This is a genomic window from Kineococcus aurantiacus, assembly GCF_013409345.1.
Classification (GTDB): Bacteria; Actinomycetota; Actinomycetes; order Actinomycetales; family Kineococcaceae; genus Kineococcus; species Kineococcus aurantiacus.
The window spans coordinates 1225892-1244969 of sequence record NZ_JACCBB010000001.1 but is presented as its reverse complement, the minus strand read 5'-3'; the positions used below and the strand labels follow the sequence as shown (position 1 = coordinate 1244969).

Below are 19078 nucleotides of genomic sequence, written 5' to 3'. Positions count from 1 at the left end.
GTTCAGAGGACCTTCGCGAGGAACGAGCGGGTGCGCTCGTGCCGGGGGTGGTCGAAGACCTCGGTGGGGGTGCCCTCCTCGAGGACGACGCCCTCGTGCATGAACAGCACGCGGTCGGCGACCTCGCGGGCGAAGCCGATCTCGTGGGTGACCACCACCATGGTGGTCCCCGACGCGGCGAGGTCCCGGATCACGTCCAGGACCTCACCGACGAGTTCGGGGTCCAGCGCCGACGTGGGTTCGTCGAACAGGACCAGGGAGGGTTTGAGGGCGAGCGCGCGGGCGATCGCGACGCGCTGCTGCTGCCCGCCGGACAGCCGGCGCGGGTACTCACCGGCCTTGTCGGCCAGGCCGACGCGTTCCAGCAGCGCCCGCGCCTCGGCCTCCACCTCTGGCCGCTTGCGGCGCTGCGCCGAGACGGGGGCCTCGACGACGTTCTCCAGCACCGTCAGGTGCGGGAAGAGGTTGAAGTGCTGGAACACGAACCCGATGTTCGACCGCTGGCGCAGCACCTCGCGCTCGTGGAGCTCACGCAGGTGGTTCCCGGCCCGCTTGTAGCCGATGAGCTCGCCGTTGACCTCGACGACGCCGGCGTCGACCTTCTCGAGGTGGTTGATGGTGCGCAGCAACGTCGACTTGCCCGACCCGGACGCGCCGAGCACGACGGTGACGGTGCCGGCCGCGACCGACAGGTCGATCCCGCGCAGGACCTCCAGGGCGCCGAAGCGCTTGTGGACGCCTTCGAGGCGGACGACGGGGCGGGTGAGGGTGGGTGTGCTCACCGGGTGACCTCCAGACGGCGGGCGCGCGCGGTGCGCACGCTGCGGAAGAGCTTCAGCAGGGCCGGCTCGTCCTGGGCGCGAGAACTGCCCCGGCCGTAGTAGCGCTCCACGACCCACTGCAAGCAGGACAGGACGGTGGTCAGGACGAAGTACCAGACGGCCGCCACGAGCAGCAGCGGGATGACCCGGCCGGTCCGGTTGTAGACGACCTGCACCTGGTAGAAGAGCTCGGGCAGCGCCATGATGTAGACGACCGAGGTGCCCTTGAGCAGCCCGATGATCTCGTTGCCCGTCGTGGGGACGATGATGCGCAGCGCCTGCGGGAGCTGGATCCGCCAGAACTGCCGGCCCTGCGGGATGCCCAGGGCCGCCGCCGCCTCCCGCTGCCCGGGGTCGATCGCCAGGAAACCGGACCGGACGATCTCGGCGAAGTACGCGGCCTGGTGCAGGCCCAGCCCGAGGAAGGCCGCGGTGAGCGGGCCGATGAGGTCCTGGGTGCCGAACGACCAGAACTGCGGGCCGAAGGGGATCCCGAACCCGATGCTCTTGTAGAGGATCGCCAGGTTGAACCAGAACAGCAGCTGCAGGATGAGCGGGACCGACCGGAAGACGCTGACGTAGCTGAAGCTGACGGCCTTCAGCAGCGGGTTGTGCGACATCCGCATGAGGGCCAGCACCGTGCCGAGGACCAGGCCGATCGCGGTCCCGGCGATGGTGAGCTCCACCGTCAGCCACATCGACCTCAGGATCGTCGCGGAGAACAGGAACTCCCCGACCGTGGGCCACTCCCAGGCGGGGTTGGTGACGAGCGCGTTGACCGCCATCGCCGCCAGGACCGCCACGACCGCGGTCGCCACCCACCGCCACGGGTGGCGCGCGGGCAGCACCTTGACCGCGCCCGCGGGTCGGTCGGCCGCCGCGGCGGGGCGGGGGGCGGTGCCGGTGCGAGTCGTCTCGCTCATCGTCGTTCTCCAGGCAGGTCGGACAGGGTGGTGGTGCCGGCGGGGGCGGCCGGTGCGTCGCGCGTGGCCCGCAGCAGCTCGGCGGCGAGCCGGTCGGCCCGCCGGAACAGCTCGGCGTCCGTGCCCGGCCGGGCGAACGCGGGCGCCGCGCCCTCCCCGGAGACCCAGGCCCCGGTGGCGAACCTGCGCGGGTGCGCCGAGCCGTCGTCGCGGACCAGCCGGGCCCGCTCGTCCACGACGAGCCGGCCGTTGGACAGCCGGGCCTCGCCGTCGAGGACCTGGTGGGCGCGCACGTCACCGCGTTCGCGCAACCGCGTCAGCAGGACGTCGGAGGTCCACTCCAGGTCCGGGACCGGCAGCCGGGCCTCCACGAGGCCGCGCGCCCGCACCTGGTGCGGGCCGCTGGCGGAGGAGGCGGTGAACGTGCCCGTCACCGGGTCGGCGACGACCTCCAGGCCCGCGCCCAGGAACCGCAGCACGCCCGCGCGCGCCAGGGCCGACAGCTGCCGCAGCCGGTGCGGCGGCGGGCCGCTGGCGACGTAGCTGAAGAAGCCGTGCCACCAGCCGTCGACGTCGAGCGCGGACGAGCGGGCGTTGAGCCGCCCCGCGGCGTGCAGGCCCGCGGTCACCACGTAGGCCGACAGCAGGGCCGCGACGACGGCGCCGTCGGGGGAGTGGCGCGGGTCGCTGCGCCGGGCCCGGTCCCGCTCGAGGTGGTCCAGGACGCGCTCGTGCACCTCGTCCCCGGAGGTGCCCCACCACGCGTCGAGGGGACGGTCCAGGTCGGCGGGGTCGAACCGGTCGGCCGGGTCCGGCACGGCCCGCTCGACGAGCTCGTCGACCTCGGCCGACCCCCAGGGGGCCCGGGAGAAGCGGGCGTCGAACTCCGCGGCGGCCAGCGTCGTGCGGTGGGGGTGGGTGCGGAACAGCTCGCGGTAGTGCGCCCCCGCCAGCTCCTTGGCGATGAGCGGCCACAGGTCCGCGCGCAGGTCCAGGGCGGCGTCGCCGAACTGGGCCTGGACGGTGGCCGCGGAGTAGTGGCGCGGCAGCCCGAGGTCCCGCGGGAGGTCGTAGTCGATCTTCGAGCGGTAGGGCACCCCGCGGCGCGAGCCGGTGTGCAGGCGCGGCTCCCGCCCGCTGGGCCGGTACTCCAGGCTCCCGTCGGGGTTCTCGCTGAACCGGCCCCCGCGGCCCTCGGTCAGCCGCACCACCAGGTCGACGAAGGCCAGGCCCATGCCGACCACGACGACGTCCGCACCGGGCCGCAGCACGTCCAGGTCCTGGTCGCTGGTGTACCCCGGGCGGACGTGGGCCAGGCCGTGGGTGCGGGCGAACGCCTCGTTGCGGCGCTCGCGCGGCCCGGGACGCACGTCCAGGTGGCCCTGCACGAGCAGCACGGCGTCGACCCGGACGGTGTCCTCCCGCCCGGCCAGGTGCAGGTGCTGGCTCCCGTCGACGGGGTCGTCGGTCAGGTCCAGGACCGTCCGGGCGTGCCGGTGGACCCGCACCCCGGCGGGCAGCGCGTCCAGCGTCCGCCGCCAGGCGTCGGCGAAGTAGCGGCTGGCCAGGCGCCGGGAGGTGAACGAGCCGGGCCCGTGCGCCAGGACCTCCTCGCGCAGCAGGTCGTCGCCGGCGAGGGCGGCCTCGTGCGCGAGGGCGGCGCGGTGGTCGGCGACCCACTGCGCCAGCCCGGGGCCGCGCAGGATGGGCTCGGTCAGCCCCGTGACGGACTCGTCGGGCAGCACGCTGATGTCGGCGGCGCGCGAGTTCATCCACAGCAGCGGGTCCTGCGCCTCCCGCCAGACGCGGCCGGCGCCGGAGTCGAAGGGGTCCACCACGTGGACGTCGAGCGGGCGGTCGTCGCCGGAGGCCGCCCAGCGCGCGCCCAGGCGCTGCAGCAGGACGAGCGTGCGGGGGCCGGCGCCGACGACGCCGAGCGAGCGGGTGGGGACAGCGGGGGTGGGGGACACGAACAGCTCCGGAGGTCCGCGCCGGGACCGGCGCAGTGGACGTCCGCGGGCGCAGCCGCGACGGACGGGGGGTCAGACCCCCGCACAGACCGCCGAGCTGAGGCGGCCCAGGTCGACGTGACGACGCCGGACGAGGAGACTGCCGGGTGCGGTTCGACCGTTCACGCTGCCACTCCCATCGGTCCTGGCGGAAGCACCCGCGCCTGACGGCTCAGGGGGTTGCTGCGGCGTCGACGAGCCAGGTCTCTCGGCCGCTCTGGATGGACACCACGAAAGTAGCCCACCGGGCCGTGTTTCTCCAAACAGCCCCCGGGGCGGCCCGGGAGCCGGGACCGCGCCCGTGGTGGCACCCTGTACCCAGGACTCCCGAGAGCACCGGAGGAACCCCGTGACCGTCGTCGAGCACACCCGCGCCTGGAGCTTCGCGCCCGGCACCGCGCCCCGCGTCCACGTCCTGCACGAGAACCCCGAGTGGTTCCCGCCCTTCGAGTCCGCCTTCCGCGCGGCCGACGTGCCGTTCCAGGAGGTGCTGCTCACCGACGGCTCCCTGGACCTCGACGCCGAGCCCGCTCCGGGCGTGTACTGGTCGCGGCTGAGCGCCTCCGCGCACACCCGCGAGCACCGCTTCACCAAGGAGTACACCCGCGCGGTGGTGGCCTGGCTGGAGGGCTGGGGCCGGCGCGTCGTGGGCGGCTCGCACGTCGTGGAGCTGGAGGTCAGCAAGGTCGCCCAGCACGCCCTGCTGCGCCGGCACGGGTTCGACGTGCCGCGCACGCTCGCGGTCTTCGGCCGTCAGGAGCTGGGCGTGCGGGCCCGGGAGCTGGCGGCGCCGTTCATCACCAAGCACAACCAGGGCGGCAAGGGTCTGGGGGTGCGCCGGTTCGACACCCACGAGGAGTTCGACGCCTACGTCGCCTCCGCGGAGTTCGAGGAACCGGCCGACGGGATCACCCTCCTGCAGGAGTACCTGCGCTCGGCGCAGCCGTTCATCACCCGCGCCGAGTTCGTCGGGGGCCGGTTCGTGTACGCGGTGCGGGTGGACACCTCCGCGGGCAGCTTCGAGCTGTGCCCGGCCGACGCGTGCGAGGTGCCGACCTCCGGGCAGACGCTGGAGGCGTGCGTCGTCGACGGCCCGCAGGGCCTGTTCACGCTGCGCGAGGAGATCACGGCCGACACCCCGCTGGTGAAGCGGTACGAGGAGCTGCTGCGCGGCGCGGGGATCGAGATCGCCGGCATCGAGTTCCTCGAGACCGCCGACGGCCGCACCGTCACCTACGACATCAACACGAACACGAACTACAACCCGGCCGTCGAGGCCGTCGCCCCCCGCTCGGGCCCGGGCGAGATCGCCCGCTACCTCGGCGATCTCCTGCGCGCCGAGACGCACCCCCGCTGACGCCCCCTCCCGCCGACCCCCCTCCCCACTGACGCCCCCTTCCCCCGCTGACGCCTTTCCCGCTCGAAGCACGGTTCGGGCCCTCCACGCGGCGCGTGGAGGGCCCGAACCGTGCTTTGAGCGGGAAAGCGAAGGAGTGGGATGGGTGAGTGAGTGAGTGGGTGGGTGGGTGAGGGGTGGAGGGGTGGGGTCAGCGGCGGGTCAGGGGGGCCCGCAGGCCGAGGTGCTCGCGCAGGGTGGTCCCGACGTACTCGCTCGGGTAGGCCCCGCGGTCCTGCAGCGCCGGGACGACCTGGTCGACGATGTCGTCGAGCCCGCTGGGCACGAGGTAGGGCGTGATGTTGAACCCGTCGCTGGCGCCGGAGCGGACCCAGAACGCGAGCTCGTCGGCCAGCTGGGAGGCGGTGCCGGCGAAGCCGCGTTCGGAGGAGTGGTGCAGCACGAGCTCGCGCAGCGAGAACTTGTTCTCCTCCGCGACCGCCCGCCACTGCTGGGCCAGCGCCCGCGCGTCGGCGCCCGCGCGGTGCGCACCGCGGGTCCCGTCGATGTCCGCGATGACGGGGTCGTGCGCGGGCAGCGGGCCGTCGGGGTCGTAGCCGGACAGGTCCTCGCCCCACACCTGGCCGACGAGGGACAGGGCGGTGGCGGGGGTGACCTGCTGCTCCAGCACCCAGCGGGCCTTCTCCTCCACCTCGGCCTCGTTGTCGGCCACGACGATCTGGGTGCCCGGCAGGATGAGCACGTCGCCCTCGGGGCGGCCCGCGGCGACCGTGCGGCGGCGGATGTCGTCGGCGAACTCCAGGGCGTCGGCGTGGTCGGTGCCGTGCCGGGAGAAGATGACGTCGGCGGTCCGGGTGGCGAAGTCGCGGCCCGCGGGGGAGTCGCCGGCCTGGAACAGAACCGGGTGCTCCTGCGGGCTGCGCGGCACGGTCGGCTCGATCTCCACGTCGAAGAACCGGTCGGAGGAGGTGACCGGTGTGAAACCCCTCCCGTCCCAGCTGTCCCAGACCGCTTTGGCGAGGTTCACGAAGCGCTCGGCGCGCTCGTACCGGTCGGCGTGGTCGAGGTAGCCGCCGCGGCGGAAGTTCGCCCCCGTCCAGGCGTTGTCGGTCGTCACGACGTTCCACGCGGCCCGGCCACCGGACAGGACGTCCAGCGACGCCAGCCGCCGCGCCAGGTCCGCCGGGTCGTTGTAGGTGGTGTTCTGGGTCGCGACCAGGCCGATGCGGGAGGTCAGGCCCGCCAGCGCGGCCAGTTCCGTGAGGGCGTCGGGCCGTCCCACGACGTCGAGGTCGTGGATCTTCCCGTGCTGCTCGCGCAGCCGCAGGCCCTCGCCGAGGAAGAATGCGTCGAACAACCCCCGCTCGGCGGTCCGGACGAGCTGGGTGAACGTCGAGTGGTGCATCTGCGACCCGCTGCGGGGGTCCGACCAGATGGTGCTGTGGTTGACGCCCTGGAAGAACACGCCGAAGTGGACGACGGCGTCGGGGTACCGGAGTTCGGTCATCGTTCGTGTCCTCAGGCCGTGGCGAACTGGTTGACGGGCCGCGCCAGGCCCAGGGTGGAGCGCAGCGTGGCTCCCGCGACGGGCGCCTGCAGGAGGCGGGCGACGCGCAGCGCCGGGAGGGTCGTGCGCAGCAGGGTGCGCAGGTCCTCGTCGAGGACGGCCGCGTGCAGGCGGACGCCGTTCACCGAACCGGCCAGCCCCGACAGGTACCGGGCGAACCCCTCGCCCGAGCCCGACCAGCGGATGCGCCCGGACGCCGGGGCGGCCGCGTCGGCGTCCAGGGCCGCGAGGCGGTCGGCCGCGGCGTGGGCCTCGGTGTCGAGGGCGAACTCGACGTCCAGCACGACGAGCGGGCCGCCCGCGGTGCGGCGGGCCCCCTCGTCCCCGCTGAGCACCACGTCGGCGTGCGTGGTGGGCGTCAGGTCGCGCTCGTGGACGACGACGACGGACTGGCCCTGCGGGCTGCGCGGCACGGTGAGCGGGCCCTTGACCGACCAGCGGCCCGTCTCGACGTCGACGTGGTGCAGGCGGTCGCGGTCGACGTAGCGCCCCGTGGCGACGTCGCGGACGACCGCGTCGTCCTCCCAGGAGTCCCACAGCGCCCGCACGGCACGCACGACGTCGGCCAGTTCCGCGGCCGGGTCCGCCGCGACGGGCAGGTCCACGGCCCGCGCCGCGCGCGCGGGGGAGGTCGTCGCGATCCAGCCGGCCCGGCCGTGGCTGGAGTGGTCCAGGGAGGCGATCTGGGCGGCGACGTGGAACGGTTCGGAGTACGTCGTCGCGGCCACCGGCAGCAGCCCGACCGCGTCCGTCGTGCCGGCCAGGAAGGCCGCGCGCTGGACGGCGTCGAGGTGCCCGACAGGGTTGCGCGGGTCCGGGGCGGTGGAGTCCTCGAACGTCAGGCCCGTCAGGCCCTGCGCCTGCGCGGTGACGGCGAACTCGCGCAGGCGGGCGGGGAAGAACACCTGGTCGGGCGTGGAGCGGGAACGGCGCCAGGCGGCGGGGTGCCACCCGCCGCCGTCGACCTCCAGGAACACGTGGAACGGGGTGGGCATGTCGGCTCCTGGTCTGAGGGGGTGCGGGTCACGGGGTGGGGACGGCGGCGCGCCGGAACCGGGCGCCGGTGTGCTCGCCGGGCAGGAGGGGCCCGGCGCCGCCGAAGCGCTCGCGCAGCGTCTGCCCCGGGACGTAGCCCTCGGGCCGGCGGCCGCGGGCCCGCAACCGGGGCCCGATGAGCTCGGCGAAGTCCAGCAGGGTGCCGTAGCTGTGGTGCTGGGTGAGGTTGATGCCGTCGATGCCGACGTCGTCGAGCCAGTGCTCGATCTGCGCGACGACCGCGTCGGGGGTCCCGACGGCCGAGAAGGTGCGCTCGCGCCGGGCGATCGCCGCGGCGAACTCACCCACGGTGCGCTGCCGGGGCAGCCCGGCCGCGCCGGGGTGGTCGGCGCGCCCCTCGAGCGCGAGGGCCTCCCCGACGGTCCGGTCCGCGGGGTGGGCCAGCGGGTCGAACGGCAGCGAGGCGTGCGCGAACCTGCCCTCCAGGCTGTCGTACCGGGCGTGCGCGGCGAGCTTGGCGGTCACGTCGGACTCGGTGTGCCCCGTGATGACGGTCGCCTGCACCACGAACTTCACGCTGCGCGGGTCCCGGCCGTGACGGGCGGCGGCCTCGCGCACCGCCGCGATCGTGCGGGCGACCGCGGCGTGGTCCGGTCCGCCGGTGAACACCAGTTCGGCGTGCCGGCCCGCGAACTCGATGCCGTCGGCCGACGCCGTGGCCTGGACGACCAGCGGGGTCCGCTGCGGCGAGGGGGAGGACAGGTGCGGCCCGGCCACCCGGAAGTACGTGCCGTCGTGGTCGATCGCACGCACCCGGTCGGGTTCGGTGAACACGCCCCGCTCGCGGTCGGCGACGACCGCCCCGGCGTCCCAGGAACCCTCCCACAGCGCGTAGACGACCTCCATGAACTCGTCCGCGATCCGGTACCGCTCGTCGTGCGCGATCTCACCGGGCAGCCCGAAGTTGCGCGCCGCGCTGGGCAGGTAGCTCGTGACGACGTTCCAGCCCACGCGGCCCTTCGTGAGGTGGTCCAGGGTGCTCATGCGGCGGGCGAAGGGGAACGGCGGTTCGTAGCTGGTGGAGAACGTGACCGCGAACCCGAGGTGGTCGGTCACGGCCGCCATCGCGGGCACGACGAGCATCGGGTCGTTGCTGGGGACCTGCAGCCCCTCGCGCAGCGCCGTCTGCGGGCCGTCGCGGTAGACGTCGTAGGCGCCGATCACGTCGGCGAGGAAGACGGCGTCGAACTGCGCGTCCTCGGCCAGCCGGGCCAGCGTCGTCCAGTACCCGATGTCGTTGAACTCGTGGCGGTGGTTGCCGGGCAGCCGCCACAGCCCGTGCGTGATGTGGCTCACGCAGTTCATCTCGAACAGGTTGAGCAGCAACGGCTTGGGGCCGGGCAACGCGTCCTCCATCGTCCTTGGCGGAAGCACCGACCCTCGGAGGGGGTTGCTGCGGCGTCGTCGAGCCAAGTCTCTCGGCCGCTCTGGATGGTTCGCACAGTCAACGACACGTCCCGTCGCCGTGTCAACCGAGCTCCACGCACCCCCTCCCACGTGATCGAGGACCGCATGTCCGGCGACGAGACCGCACGGGGACGCACCCACGGGCAGTGGCTCGTGGACGGGCGCACCCCGCTGAACCACGACGAGCAGTTCACGCCCGACGGACCCCCGCTGGAGGTGCGCGGGCGCATCGAGCGGGTCTACGCCCACCAGGGGTTCGCCTCCATCGACCCCGACGACCTCGACGGCCGGTTCCGCTGGTGGGGGCTGCACACGCAGCGCCGTCCCGGCGTCCCCGGTGGCCGCACCGCGCAGCTCACCGCGGCCGAGCTGTCCGACGAGTGCTTCACGCTGCGCGTCCGGCTGGACGGCGGCGCCCTCACGACGCGGCAGCTGCGCGTCCTGGGCGACGTCTCCCGCACGTACGCCCGCGGCACCGCCGACCTCACCGACCGGCAGAACGTCCAGCTGCACCGGGTGCGCATCGAGGACGTCCCCGCGATCTGGGCGCAGCTGGAGGCCGTGGGCCTGCGGACGACGGAGGCCTGCGGCGACGGCCCCCGCGTCGTCCTGGGCAGCCCGGTCGCCGGGGTGGCGGCCGACGAGGTCCTCGACCCGACGCCGGTGGTCGAGGAGATCGTGCGGCGGTTCGTCGGCGACCCCGACCTCGCGAACCTGCCCCGCAAGTTCGATCCGCGGTCACGGGGCACCCCAGCCAGGACGTCGTGCACGAGATCGACGACGTCTCGCTGGTCGGCGTGGAGCACCCCGAGCTGGGTCCGGGGTACGACCTGTGGGTCGGCGGGGGGCTGTCGACGAACCCCCGCCTCGCCGAGCGCCTGGGGGCCTTCGTCCGGCCCGAGCAGGCGGCCGACGTCTGGCACGGGGTCGTGCGGATCTTCCGCGACCACGGCTACCGGCGGCTGCGGCACCGCGCCCGGCTGGAGTTCCTGCTCGCCGACCGGGGCCCGGTGCGGTTCCGCGAGGTCCTGGAGCGCGACCACCTCGGGTACGCGCTGGCCGACGGGCCGCCCGCCCCGGCCCCGACGGGCGCCGGGGACCACGTCGGGGTCCACGAGCAGAAGGACGGCCTGCGCCACGTGGGGGCGACCCCGGTGGCGGACCGGGTCAGCGCCGACGTCCTGACCGGGCTGGCCGACGCCGCCGAAGCCGTGGGCTCGCGGCGCGTGCGGCTCACCCCCCAGCAGGAGGTCCTGGTGCTGGACGTGCCGCCCGGGCGCGTCGGGCAGCTCACCGCGCAGCTCGACCGCATCGGGCTGAGCACGGCCCCCAGCCCGTTCCGGCGCACCACGACGGCCTGCACCGGCATCGAGTGCTGCGAGCTCGCGATCGTCGAGACGAAGCGGACCGCGGCCGAGGCGGTGAGCGACCTGGAGTGCCGGCTCGCCGAGCGGGAGGAGGAGGAGACGTTCGCGCAGTGGGCGCACCGGGCCGACGAGGCCGCCCTGCGCTGACCCGCGCACCCCCGCGCGGGAAAACCCCCGAAGGCCCTTGCGCAGCGGGACGCGTGTGTCACAGTGAGGCACCCGAGAGCGGAGGTGCGAGGTGCGAGGACGTCGACTGTGGGCCCGGTTGTGCGCTGGCGCAACCAGTTTCGGGTCGGCGCTGGTGCAGGGCCTGGCCCTGGCGGGGCACGGTCAGTGGGGGTTCGCGTGGTCCCCGGTCGACCCCGACCTGGAACCAGGTCCCGGTGAGCTGAGCTGGGCCGAGTTCGAGGCCGAGCTGCACGCGCTGCTGTCCGAGGAGCCCCGCGGCGCCGGGGACGGACCGCGTCCCAGCAGCGAGCCGATGCCCTGACGCTCGGCCCGCAGGGCGGCGTGCGCCAGCCCCGCGGAGACCAGCAGCAGTCCCGCGCACCCCAGGGCCAGGTGCGAGAACACGCGCAGGTGGGCGGGACCGGGCGCGCCGGGGGCGCCCACGAGGTACGCGCCGGTCGCCACCGGCACCGCGACGGCCGCCGCCACGCGCTGCGAGAGCTGGAACAGGCCCGCGGCGACGCCGGCCACGGCCACCGGGGCGTGCTGCAGGGTCAGCACCTGGTTCGGGGAGATCACCGCGCCGACGGCCGCCGACGACACCGCCGCTGTCAGCGAGGCGACCAGCACGGCGTGGGTGGGCAGCGCGGGCAGCAGCAGCGCCTCGGCCGTCACCGAGGCCGTCGCCACCAGCGTCGAGACGACGACCAGCCGCCGCCCCCACCGCACCACGAGGCGGGCGGACAGGGCCGCGCAGACCCCCGAGGCGACCGCGGCCGGCAGCAGCACCAGCCCCGCGTCGAAGGCCGACAGGCCCAGCCCGGACTGCAGGACGAGCACCTGCAGCATGCCCAGGGCCAGCACGGCGCCGAAGACGCACATCGCCACGCCCGTGCCCAGGGCGAAGTCCGGGCGCCGGAAGAGGTCGGGGACGAGCAGCGGGCTGGCCGCCCGGCGCTCCCACCACCGCAGGACGGCGGTCAGGACGACGGCGGCGAGCACGCAGGGGACGGCGACCGCGACCGTGGCCCGGCCCGTGGTGAAGGGCAGCAGCAGGCAGACCGTGACGGCGGCGACGACGACGCTGCCGGGCAGGTCGAGCCCGCCGCGCGGCAGTGGCCGGCGCGCGGTGCGCGGCAGGTGCCGCGCGGCGACGGGCAGCAGGAGCGCGGCGAGCGGGATGTTGGCGGCCAGGACCAGGCGCCACCCCAGGTGCGGGCCGCCCAGGCCGGTGAGCAGCCCCCCGAGCAGCGGGCCGCACGCCGAGGAGCACGCCGTGGCCACCGAGTAGCCGGCGAAGGCGCGGGCCCGCTCGGGGCCGCGGAAGACCGCCTGCAGGGTGCCGTGGACCTGCGGGTTCACGACACCCGCGCCGAGCCCCTGCAGCGCGCGGGCGAGCACGACCGTCCACGCGTCCTGCGCGGTCGCGGACAGCACGGCCGCGGCGGCGAAGACGGCGAAACCGCCCAGGTGCAGGGACCGCCGCCCCAGGACGTCACCGAGCCGGCCGGCGGGCACCAGGGCCAGCCCGAAGGTCAGCGAGTAGGTCGCGAGGATCCACTGCACCTGGGTGGCCGAGGCGTGCAGGTCCGCGCGCAGGGCGGGCACGACGACCCCGACCATGCTCTGGTCGACGAGGGTGACGAAACCCGTGCCGAGGCAGACGAGCCAGACGGCGGTGCGCGGGTCGGGGGTCCGGGGGCCGGTGGTGCGGGCACGCGTGCGCAGGGGGTTCTCCGGTCGGTGACGGCGTGGCGTCCGCGCCGGGGTGGACGAGGGGCTGGACGGGACGGTCAGGACGGGACGGTCAGGACGGGGACCCGGGGGCTGGGTCGACGTCGCGGCCGAACACCGCGAGCCGCAGGCCCCCGTGGCCCAGCCGGTCCTCCCGCGCGGTCAGCCGGGTGAAACCCGCCCGGTGGTAGAGCCGCTGCGCCGTCTCGTTGCGGGCCCCGGTGTCCAGCACGAGCCGGGTGTGCCCGCCCTCGCGGGCCCGGGCCGCCGCGTCCTCGAGCAGCAGCGCGCCGATCCCGCGCCGGCGGGCGGCGAGGGAGACGGCCAGCAGCCGCAGCTCCAGCTCGTCGGGCCCGGCGAAGCGCGCGTGCTCGGTGCCGCCGGGGGCCAGGGTCGCCGTCCCCAGCAGCTCCCCGCCCTCGACCGCGACGCGCACGTCGGCGGTGCGCGCCCGGCCGGCGACGTCGCGCAGCAGCGCGGCCCGCTCGGCGTCGGGCGGGTAGGGGCCCGCGGAGAACCCGGCCACCGTCAGCTCCCCGACGGCGTCGAACTCGTCGGGGCGGGCCGACCGGACGGTCAGCGTGGTCGCACCGCCCGGCACCGGGTCCTGCGCGGTGGTGGTCATCAGGCCTGCACGGGTTCCTCGGTGGGGAGCCCGGCGGCCTTCCACGCCGGGAACCCGCCGTCGACCTGGACGACGTGGGTGAAACCGGCGGCGAGCAGCTCAGCGGTGACGGGGCCGGACCCGGCGGGGGAACCGCAGATCACGACGATCTCCTGGTCCTTGCCGGTCAGCTGCTCCAGCGCGCCGGGTTCGCCGACGGCGAACTTCCGGCCGACGTCGGTCTTGGCGACGACGACGGCCTGCGGCAGCTCGCCGTGCGCGGCGCGGCCGGCGTCGCTGCGGACGTCGACGAGCAGGGCGCCACCGGCGACGGCGCGACCGGCGGTCTCGGCGTCGACGAGGGGGGCCTCGGGGAGGGTGGTCTCGCTCACGTCACTCCTGGGGGTTCGGCTCACGCGGTCGCGCGGGCGGGTTCGGGCAGGTGCACGGTCGGCCGGTCGCGCCAGGCCTGCGCGAGCAGGTCGTAGGAGCGGAACCGGTCGGCGGCACGGTACGTCGCGGTCGTCACGAGGACCTCCTCGGCCCCCGCGACCCGGGCCAGGGCCTCGAGGCGGGTGACGACCTGCTCGGGGGAGCCGACGACGTGGGCCTCCAGCCGGTCGGCGACGAGGGCCCGATCCTGCGGGGTCCAGTCGAAGGCGTCCACCTGCTCCGGCGACGGCACCGGGGTGGCGCCGGTGCCGCGGCGGACGCCGAGGACCCACTGCGCGTACGGGCGGGCCAGTTCCCGGGCCGCGGCGTCGGTCCCGGCCACGACGACGTCGGCGGACACCGCCACCCGCGGTGCGGGCAGGACGCCGGGGCGGAACGCGTCGCGGTACGCCGCGACGGTCTCCAGCACGGACGCGGGCGCCACGTGGTAGTTCGCGACGAGCGGCAGGCCGAGCTCGCCGGCGACCCGCGCGGACTCGCCGCCGCTGGAGGCCAGCACGTGCACGCTCACCGGCGCCCCCGACAGCAGCGAGCTGCCGTGCGGGCGGCCCTCCGCGTCGGTGTGCCCCCGGCCGAGCAGGTCCAGGGCCAGGCGCAGCTCGTCGCGCAACGGCGGGGCGTCGGTGCGGTGGACGCCCAGGACGCGGGCGGTGGCGCGCAGCGTCTCCACCAGCGCGGGGTCGCGCCACGGCGACGGCGGGGCGGCCGGGACCGGCAGCCCGTCGACGACCCGGGACCCGGGGGCCGCGGGACGTCCCTCGCCCGGCGGGGTGGGGGCGTGGACCCGGCCGAACCCCAGGTCGACGCGGTCACCGACGGCGCGCGCGATCGTGGCCCACTGCTCGGCGGCGACGGCGGGGGTGGTGACGGCCAGCAGGCTGGCGGCCGAACCCACCCGCAACCGCCGCGTCGAGGACGCGATGAGCGCGGCCAGGACGGCCGGGGTGGCGCTGGAGACGCCGGGGGACAGGTGGTGCTCGGCGAGCCAGTACCCCCGGTAGCCCCACCCGTCGGCCGCCCGCGCCAGTTCCAGGGTCCGGCCGACGCCCTCCCCGAGGCCCTCGTGCTCGCTCTCGGGGTGAGGTCGAGGATCGACAGCTCGACGCTCACGCCGGTTGCGCCGCCCTGGCCGGGGACAGTCCCAGGTTCTCCCGCAGCGTCGTCCCGGTGTACCCGGTGCGCAGCGAGCCGCGTTCCTGCAGCAGCGGCACGACGGTGTCGACGAACTCGTCCAGGCCCGTCGGCACCACGGGCGGGTGGAGGATGAAACCGTCCGAGCCGTCGTGCTGCACGAAGTCGTCGAGCTGGTCGGCGACCGCCGTCGGGGTGCCGACGAACGTGGCGCGGGCGGTGACCTCGATGACGGTCTCGCGCAGGTTCAAGCCCCCGCGCGCCGCGACCTCCCGCCACCGCGCCACGACGGCGTTCAGGTCGGGGTCGTGGATCGCCCGCCCCCTCCAGCGCGGCGGGGAGGTGGTGTCGGCGTCGAACTCCGGCAGCGGGCCCTCGGGGTCCAGCTGCGACAGGTCCCGGTTCCACACCTGCTCGGCCAGCGCGAGCGCGGTCGCGGGGCTGACCTGCCGGTGGGTGAGCTCCCGGGCCTTCTCCTGCGCGTCGGCGGCGCTGTCGCCCAGGACGACACCGGCCGAGGGCAGGATCTTGATGTCGCTCGCGAGCCGCCCGTGCCGCACGGCCCGGGCCTTGACGTCGCGGTAGAACGGCACGGCGTCGGCGAGGGTGCGGAACGGGGAGAAGATCGCGTCGGCGTTGGCGGAGGCGAACTCCCGCCCCTGGTCGGACACCCCGGCCTGGATGATCAGCGGGTGCCCCTGCGGGGGGCGGGGGACGTTGAACCGGCCGCGGACGTCGAACTGGTTCGTGCGCACGTCGAACTCGCCGACCCCGTGCCGGGCGAGGAACTGCTCCGTGGCGCTGTCGGCCGGCACGTCACCGGAGTTCCAGGAGTCCCACAGCGCCCGGACGGCGATCAGCACCTCCTCGGCGCGCTCGTAGCGCTGGGACCGGTCGAGGTACCCGCCGCGGCGGAAGTTGGCCGCCGTGAACGCGTCGAAGCTCGTGACCACGTTCCACGCCGCGCGGCCGCCGGAGAGGTGGTCCAGGGAGGCGAACTGCCGCGCGAGCTCGTACGGCTCGTTGAACGTCGTGTTGACGGTCCCGGCCAGCCCCAGGTGGTCGGTGACCCCGGCCAGGGCGGCGAGGACGGTGAACGTGTCCGGGCGGCCGACGACGTCGTTCTCGTAGATCTGCCCGGCGTGCTCGCGCAGCCGCAGCCCCTCGGCCAGGAAGAACAGGTCGAAGAAACCCCGCTCGGCCGTGCGGGCCAGGTGGGCGAAGCTCTTCACGTCGATCTGGCTGCCCGCGGCGGGGTCCTGCCAGACGGTGTGGTGGTTCACGCCCGGGAGGTGGGCGCCGAGGACGATCTGCTTGCGGGGCTTGCCTTCGGGGACGCTCATCGGGGTTTCCCTCCTCAGACGGTGGCGTAGCGGTTGGCGGGCCGGGCCAGCCCGAGGTGGTCGCGCAGGGTGGCGCCGGTGTACGCGCGGCGGAAGGCCCCCGCGGACTGCAGCAGCGGCACGACCTCGTCGACGAGGGCCGGCAGGTCGGTGGCGTTCACCGCCGGGCGGAAGCGGAACCCCTCGATCCCCGCGTCCCGCCACAGCAGCAGCCGCTCGACGAGGCCGGCGGGGGAGTCGGCGACGACGAGCGCGTCGGACGTGAACGCCTCCCCGTCGGCGGAGTCGAGGCGGTCCAGCCGGTTGCGGGCCTGCGCGGCGTCGGCGGCCAGGGCCACCACGAGGTCGGCGTGGACCTGCAGCGGCACACCCCGCCGGCCCACTGCGGCCTCCGCGGCCCGGACCTCGGCGACGACCGCGCGGGCGTCCTGCGCGTCGCGGGGGGTGACGAACACGACGTCGGCGCTCGCGGCGGCGAACTCGTAGGCGGTCCTGGCGTGCGCCAGGGCCGTCACGACGGGCTGGCCCTGCGGCGGGCGGGGCGTGATCGAGGGCCCCAGGACGGAGAACCACGGGGTCTGCGCGGCGACGCGGTGCAGCTTGGTGCGGTCGACGAAGCGGCCCGTGGCGACGTCGCGGACCACCGCGTCGTCCTCCCAGGAGTCCCACAGCGCGCGGACGGTGTCGACGACGGCGCGGGCCTCGGCGAACAGGTCCTCGACGACGGCGACGACCGCGGGGTCCTGCAGCGTCTCGCGGGTGACCGCCGGGATCGAGCGCCGGCCGAACAGCTCCGCCTCGTGCGCCCGGGCGGCGACCTGGGCCCGCCACCCGCCCCGGCCCGAGCTCACGTGGTCCAGCGTGGCCAGGCCCTTGGAGACGTGGAACGGTTCGGTGTGCGTCGTCGAGACGGTCGGGACCAGCCCGATCGCCTCGGTCACCAGGGCGAGCCGGGCCGCGACCAGCAGCGCGTCGAGCCGGCCGGCGACCCGGTCGGTGCGGTCGTCGGGCGGGCCGAAGCCGCTGCCCTGCAGGCCGAAGGAATCCTCGACGGTCACCAGGTCGAACAGGCCGCGCTCGGCTTCGGCGACCGTGTCGGCCCAGAACCGCGCGGTGAACAGCTCCCCGGCCCGGGAGCCGGGTTCCCGCCAGGACGCCGGGTGCCAGCCGGTCGACTCGAGGGCGGCGGACAGGTGAAGGGTTTCGGGCACGGGTCTCCTCCTGGAGTCGGGACGACTCGCAGGCGTCCGGCGGGTCATCGCGCTTGCCGGAGGGTTCCCTCCGGCCGGGTCGTCACCTGGGGCACCCCACCGCGGGGAGGGTTGCCGACCAGCTAGCCAGGGCTTGTCGCTGGTTCTCGTGACCTGCGGGCAGGCTAGCCCAGTTCCGGGACGGGGTCGAGGAAGGACTCCGGCGCCGGGCGGGCGTCGGTGAGCGGACCCCAGCGGCCCTCGACGACCCCGTACTCCAGCGCCGAGCCCGTGGTGAGGAACTGCTCCAGCGCGGCCAGCAGCCGCTCCACGTCGGCCGAGCTCGTCCCGACGCCCGTGGAGGCGCGCAACCCGCCCTCCACCAGCCCCAGGGAGTTCGCGAAGCGGTGCGCGCAGAACCTGCCGTCGCGCACCCCGACGCCGTGCTCGGCCGACAGGTACGCCGCCACCTCCGACACCGGGCGGCCGGGCACGGTGAACGTCACGACCCCCACGGCGTCGGCCGGGTGCGGGCGCACGACCCGCACGCCCTCCAGCGCGCTCAGGCCGGTGACGAGCTGCGCGCGCAGCGCCGCCTCGTGGGCCTCCAGGGCCCCTGCGGGCAGGGCCGCCAGCGTCGTGCACGCCTGCGCCAGCGCCACCGCGCCGACCACGTTCGGGGAACCCGCCTCGTGCCGGTCCGGGCCGGTCGCCCACCGCACCGCGTCGTGGCTGACGTCGAGCGTGGCCCCGCCACCGGCGAGGTAGGGCTCGGCGGCGTCCAGCCAGTCCCGGCGCCCCACCAGGGCCCCCGCCCCGAACGGGGCGTACAGCTTGTGCCCGGACAGCGCGATCCAGTCGATCCCGTCGCGGGCGACGTCGACGCGCCGGTGCGGCAGCAGCTGGGCCCCGTCGACGGCGAGGCGGGCCCCGGCGGCGTGCGCGGCCCGGGCCAGCCGGCGCAGCGGCAGCACCTCCCCGGTGACGTTGGACGCGCCGGCGACGGCCAGCAGGGCGTACTGCCCGGTGGCCAGCTCCGCCTCCAGCAGGGCCGTGGTCTCCTCGGCGTCGGCGCCGCCGCGGACCACCGTGGTGCGGGCCGAGCGCTGCCAGGGCAGCAGGTTCGCGTGGTGCTCGACGTCCGCGACCAGCACCCGCGCGCCGGCGGGGACGGCCCGGGACAGCAGGTCCAGGGCGTCCGTCGTGCTGCGCGTGAAGACCACGACGTCGTCCTCGCGGGCCCCCAGGAAGCGGCCCACCTGCTCGCGGGCCTGCTCGAACAGGGCGGTGGACACCTGCGAGAGGTAGCCGGCGCCGCGGTGGACGCTGGCGTAGTGCGGCAGCACCTGCGCGACCCGGTCCGCCACCGCCGCCAGCGCCGGGGCGCTCGCCGCGTTGTCGAGGTTGGCGTAGGTGGTGGTGCCCCCGGTGGCCAGCGGGACCGGGGTGTCGGCGCCGACGACGGGCAGCAGCGGCGGCACCGTGCGACAGGCGGGGCGGGTGGGGGACAGGGTGCTCGTCGTCACGGGGCTCCTCGGGACAGTGGACCCTGCCGGGAGGACCGGGATCGCCCCGGCGAGGTCCGCGCTTGCCGGAACCACGTCGGAACCGGCCAGGTCGTCACCCGGGGCACCCCACCGCGGAGGAGGGTTGCCGGCCAGCGAGCCGGGGCTTGTCGCTGGCGCTCATGACCTGGGGGGAGATTGCCACGTGCGGGCGCCGGGAATCAAGGTCGGTGCGTCGCGGCCCGGTCCCGGGAGCGCCGCCCGCCGGGGGGCCGTCCGGGGGAACCACTTGTGGACGGCGTCGCGGTCGGTCTACATTCGAAGAACACCATCCAGAGCGGCTGAGAGTCCTGGCTCGACGACGCCGCAGCAACCCCCCGAGCCCGGGCGAGGGTGCTAACGCCAGGTCGATGGAGTTCGTGATGCGCACCACCGATGTCGTC

The 19078-nt window shown here is 75.3% G+C and carries 14 protein-coding genes, 1 pseudogene and 5 riboswitches; of the genes and pseudogenes, 2 read left to right on the top strand and 13 right to left on the bottom strand.

All coding sequences use genetic code 11. The features are described from left to right. Positions 1-2: 2 nt before the first annotated feature. Genes BJ968_RS05935 through BJ968_RS05925 form a run of 3 tightly spaced genes read right to left on the bottom strand, consistent with a single transcriptional unit; the run spans position 3 to position 3714 of the window. Complete coding sequence (locus BJ968_RS05935) at positions 3-782, bottom strand: ATP-binding cassette domain-containing protein (protein ID WP_179750062.1); 780 nt, start codon at positions 780-782, stop codon at positions 3-5. Beyond that, positions 779-1744: an amino acid ABC transporter permease gene (locus BJ968_RS05930; protein WP_179750060.1), complete on the bottom strand. Its 966-nt coding sequence runs from the start codon at positions 1742-1744 to the stop codon at positions 779-781. The genes BJ968_RS05935 and BJ968_RS05930 overlap by 4 nt, the downstream gene beginning before the upstream one ends. Further along, positions 1741-3714, bottom strand: a complete 1974-nt coding sequence (locus BJ968_RS05925) for an FAD/NAD(P)-binding protein (protein WP_218884839.1) — start codon at positions 3712-3714, stop codon at positions 1741-1743. The genes BJ968_RS05930 and BJ968_RS05925 overlap by 4 nt, the downstream gene beginning before the upstream one ends. A 172-nt stretch (positions 3715-3886) precedes the next feature. Beyond that, a riboswitch (SAM riboswitch) is annotated at positions 3887-3981 on the bottom strand. Between the two features lie 121 nt (positions 3982-4102). Here BJ968_RS05925 and BJ968_RS05920 point away from each other — a divergent pair. Further along, a complete protein-coding gene (locus BJ968_RS05920) occupies positions 4103-5110 on the top strand; it encodes an ATP-grasp domain-containing protein (protein WP_179750058.1) in 1008 nt (335 codons plus the stop codon). A gap of 190 nt (positions 5111-5300) precedes the next feature. On the opposite strand, the gene BJ968_RS05915 is transcribed toward BJ968_RS05920, so the two are convergent. The 3 genes from BJ968_RS05915 to BJ968_RS05905 form a co-directional block, all read right to left on the bottom strand. Further along, complete coding sequence (locus tag BJ968_RS05915; RefSeq protein WP_179750056.1) at positions 5301-6617, bottom strand: NtaA/DmoA family FMN-dependent monooxygenase; 1317 nt, start codon at positions 6615-6617, stop codon at positions 5301-5303. Between the two features lie 11 nt (positions 6618-6628). Further along, positions 6629-7672: an LLM class flavin-dependent oxidoreductase gene (locus BJ968_RS05910; protein ID WP_179750054.1), complete on the bottom strand. Its 1044-nt coding sequence runs from the start codon at positions 7670-7672 to the stop codon at positions 6629-6631. A 28-nt stretch (positions 7673-7700) separates the two neighbouring features. Continuing rightward, positions 7701-9089, bottom strand: coding sequence for an NtaA/DmoA family FMN-dependent monooxygenase (locus tag BJ968_RS05905; protein ID WP_218884838.1), 1389 nt, complete (start codon positions 9087-9089; stop codon positions 7701-7703). Further along, positions 9083-9171: riboswitch (SAM riboswitch) on the bottom strand. Its footprint overlaps the gene before it by 7 nt. A gap of 74 nt (positions 9172-9245) precedes the next feature. Between BJ968_RS05905 and BJ968_RS24185 the strand changes: the two are divergent. Further along, a pseudogene (locus tag BJ968_RS24185) lies at positions 9246-10591 on the top strand (nitrite/sulfite reductase); the annotation flags it as partial. Between the two features lie 246 nt (positions 10592-10837). Here BJ968_RS24185 and BJ968_RS05895 read toward each other — a convergent pair. From BJ968_RS05895 to BJ968_RS05865, 7 genes are all read right to left on the bottom strand, one after another. Next, positions 10838-12403, bottom strand: coding sequence for an MFS transporter (locus BJ968_RS05895; protein ID WP_281372920.1), 1566 nt, complete (start codon positions 12401-12403; stop codon positions 10838-10840). Between the two features lie 79 nt (positions 12404-12482). Beyond that, positions 12483-13034, bottom strand: a complete 552-nt coding sequence (locus BJ968_RS05890; RefSeq protein ID WP_179750050.1) for a GNAT family N-acetyltransferase — start codon at positions 13032-13034, stop codon at positions 12483-12485. Beyond that, complete coding sequence (locus BJ968_RS05885) at positions 13034-13405, bottom strand: rhodanese-like domain-containing protein (RefSeq protein WP_179750048.1); 372 nt, start codon at positions 13403-13405, stop codon at positions 13034-13036. Before BJ968_RS05885 ends, BJ968_RS05890 begins: the two co-directional genes overlap by 1 nt. 20 nt (positions 13406-13425) lie before the next feature. Then, on the bottom strand, positions 13426-14493 hold the full coding sequence (locus tag BJ968_RS05880) for an LLM class flavin-dependent oxidoreductase (protein ID WP_246314684.1): 1068 nt from the start codon (positions 14491-14493) through the stop codon (positions 13426-13428). 79 nt (positions 14494-14572) lie between these two features. After that, positions 14573-15940, bottom strand: coding sequence for an NtaA/DmoA family FMN-dependent monooxygenase (locus BJ968_RS05875; RefSeq protein WP_179750046.1), 1368 nt, complete (start codon positions 15938-15940; stop codon positions 14573-14575). A gap of 14 nt (positions 15941-15954) precedes the next feature. Continuing rightward, the gene (locus BJ968_RS05870) at positions 15955-17199 is read right to left on the bottom strand and encodes an LLM class flavin-dependent oxidoreductase (RefSeq protein WP_179750043.1); all 1245 of its coding nucleotides are present in this window, start codon (positions 17197-17199) and stop codon (positions 15955-15957) included. Beyond that, a riboswitch (SAM riboswitch) is annotated at positions 17196-17305 on the bottom strand. (Overlaps the previous gene by 4 nt.) Before the next feature lie 10 nt (positions 17306-17315). Next, entirely contained in the window at positions 17316-18656 is a 1341-nt protein-coding gene (locus tag BJ968_RS05865; RefSeq protein WP_179750041.1) for an aminotransferase class V-fold PLP-dependent enzyme, read from the bottom strand. 53 nt (positions 18657-18709) lie between these two features. Then, positions 18710-18823, bottom strand: a riboswitch (SAM riboswitch). A gap of 137 nt (positions 18824-18960) precedes the next feature. Further along, a riboswitch (SAM riboswitch) is annotated at positions 18961-19052 on the top strand. Positions 19053-19078 lie beyond the last annotated feature (26 nt).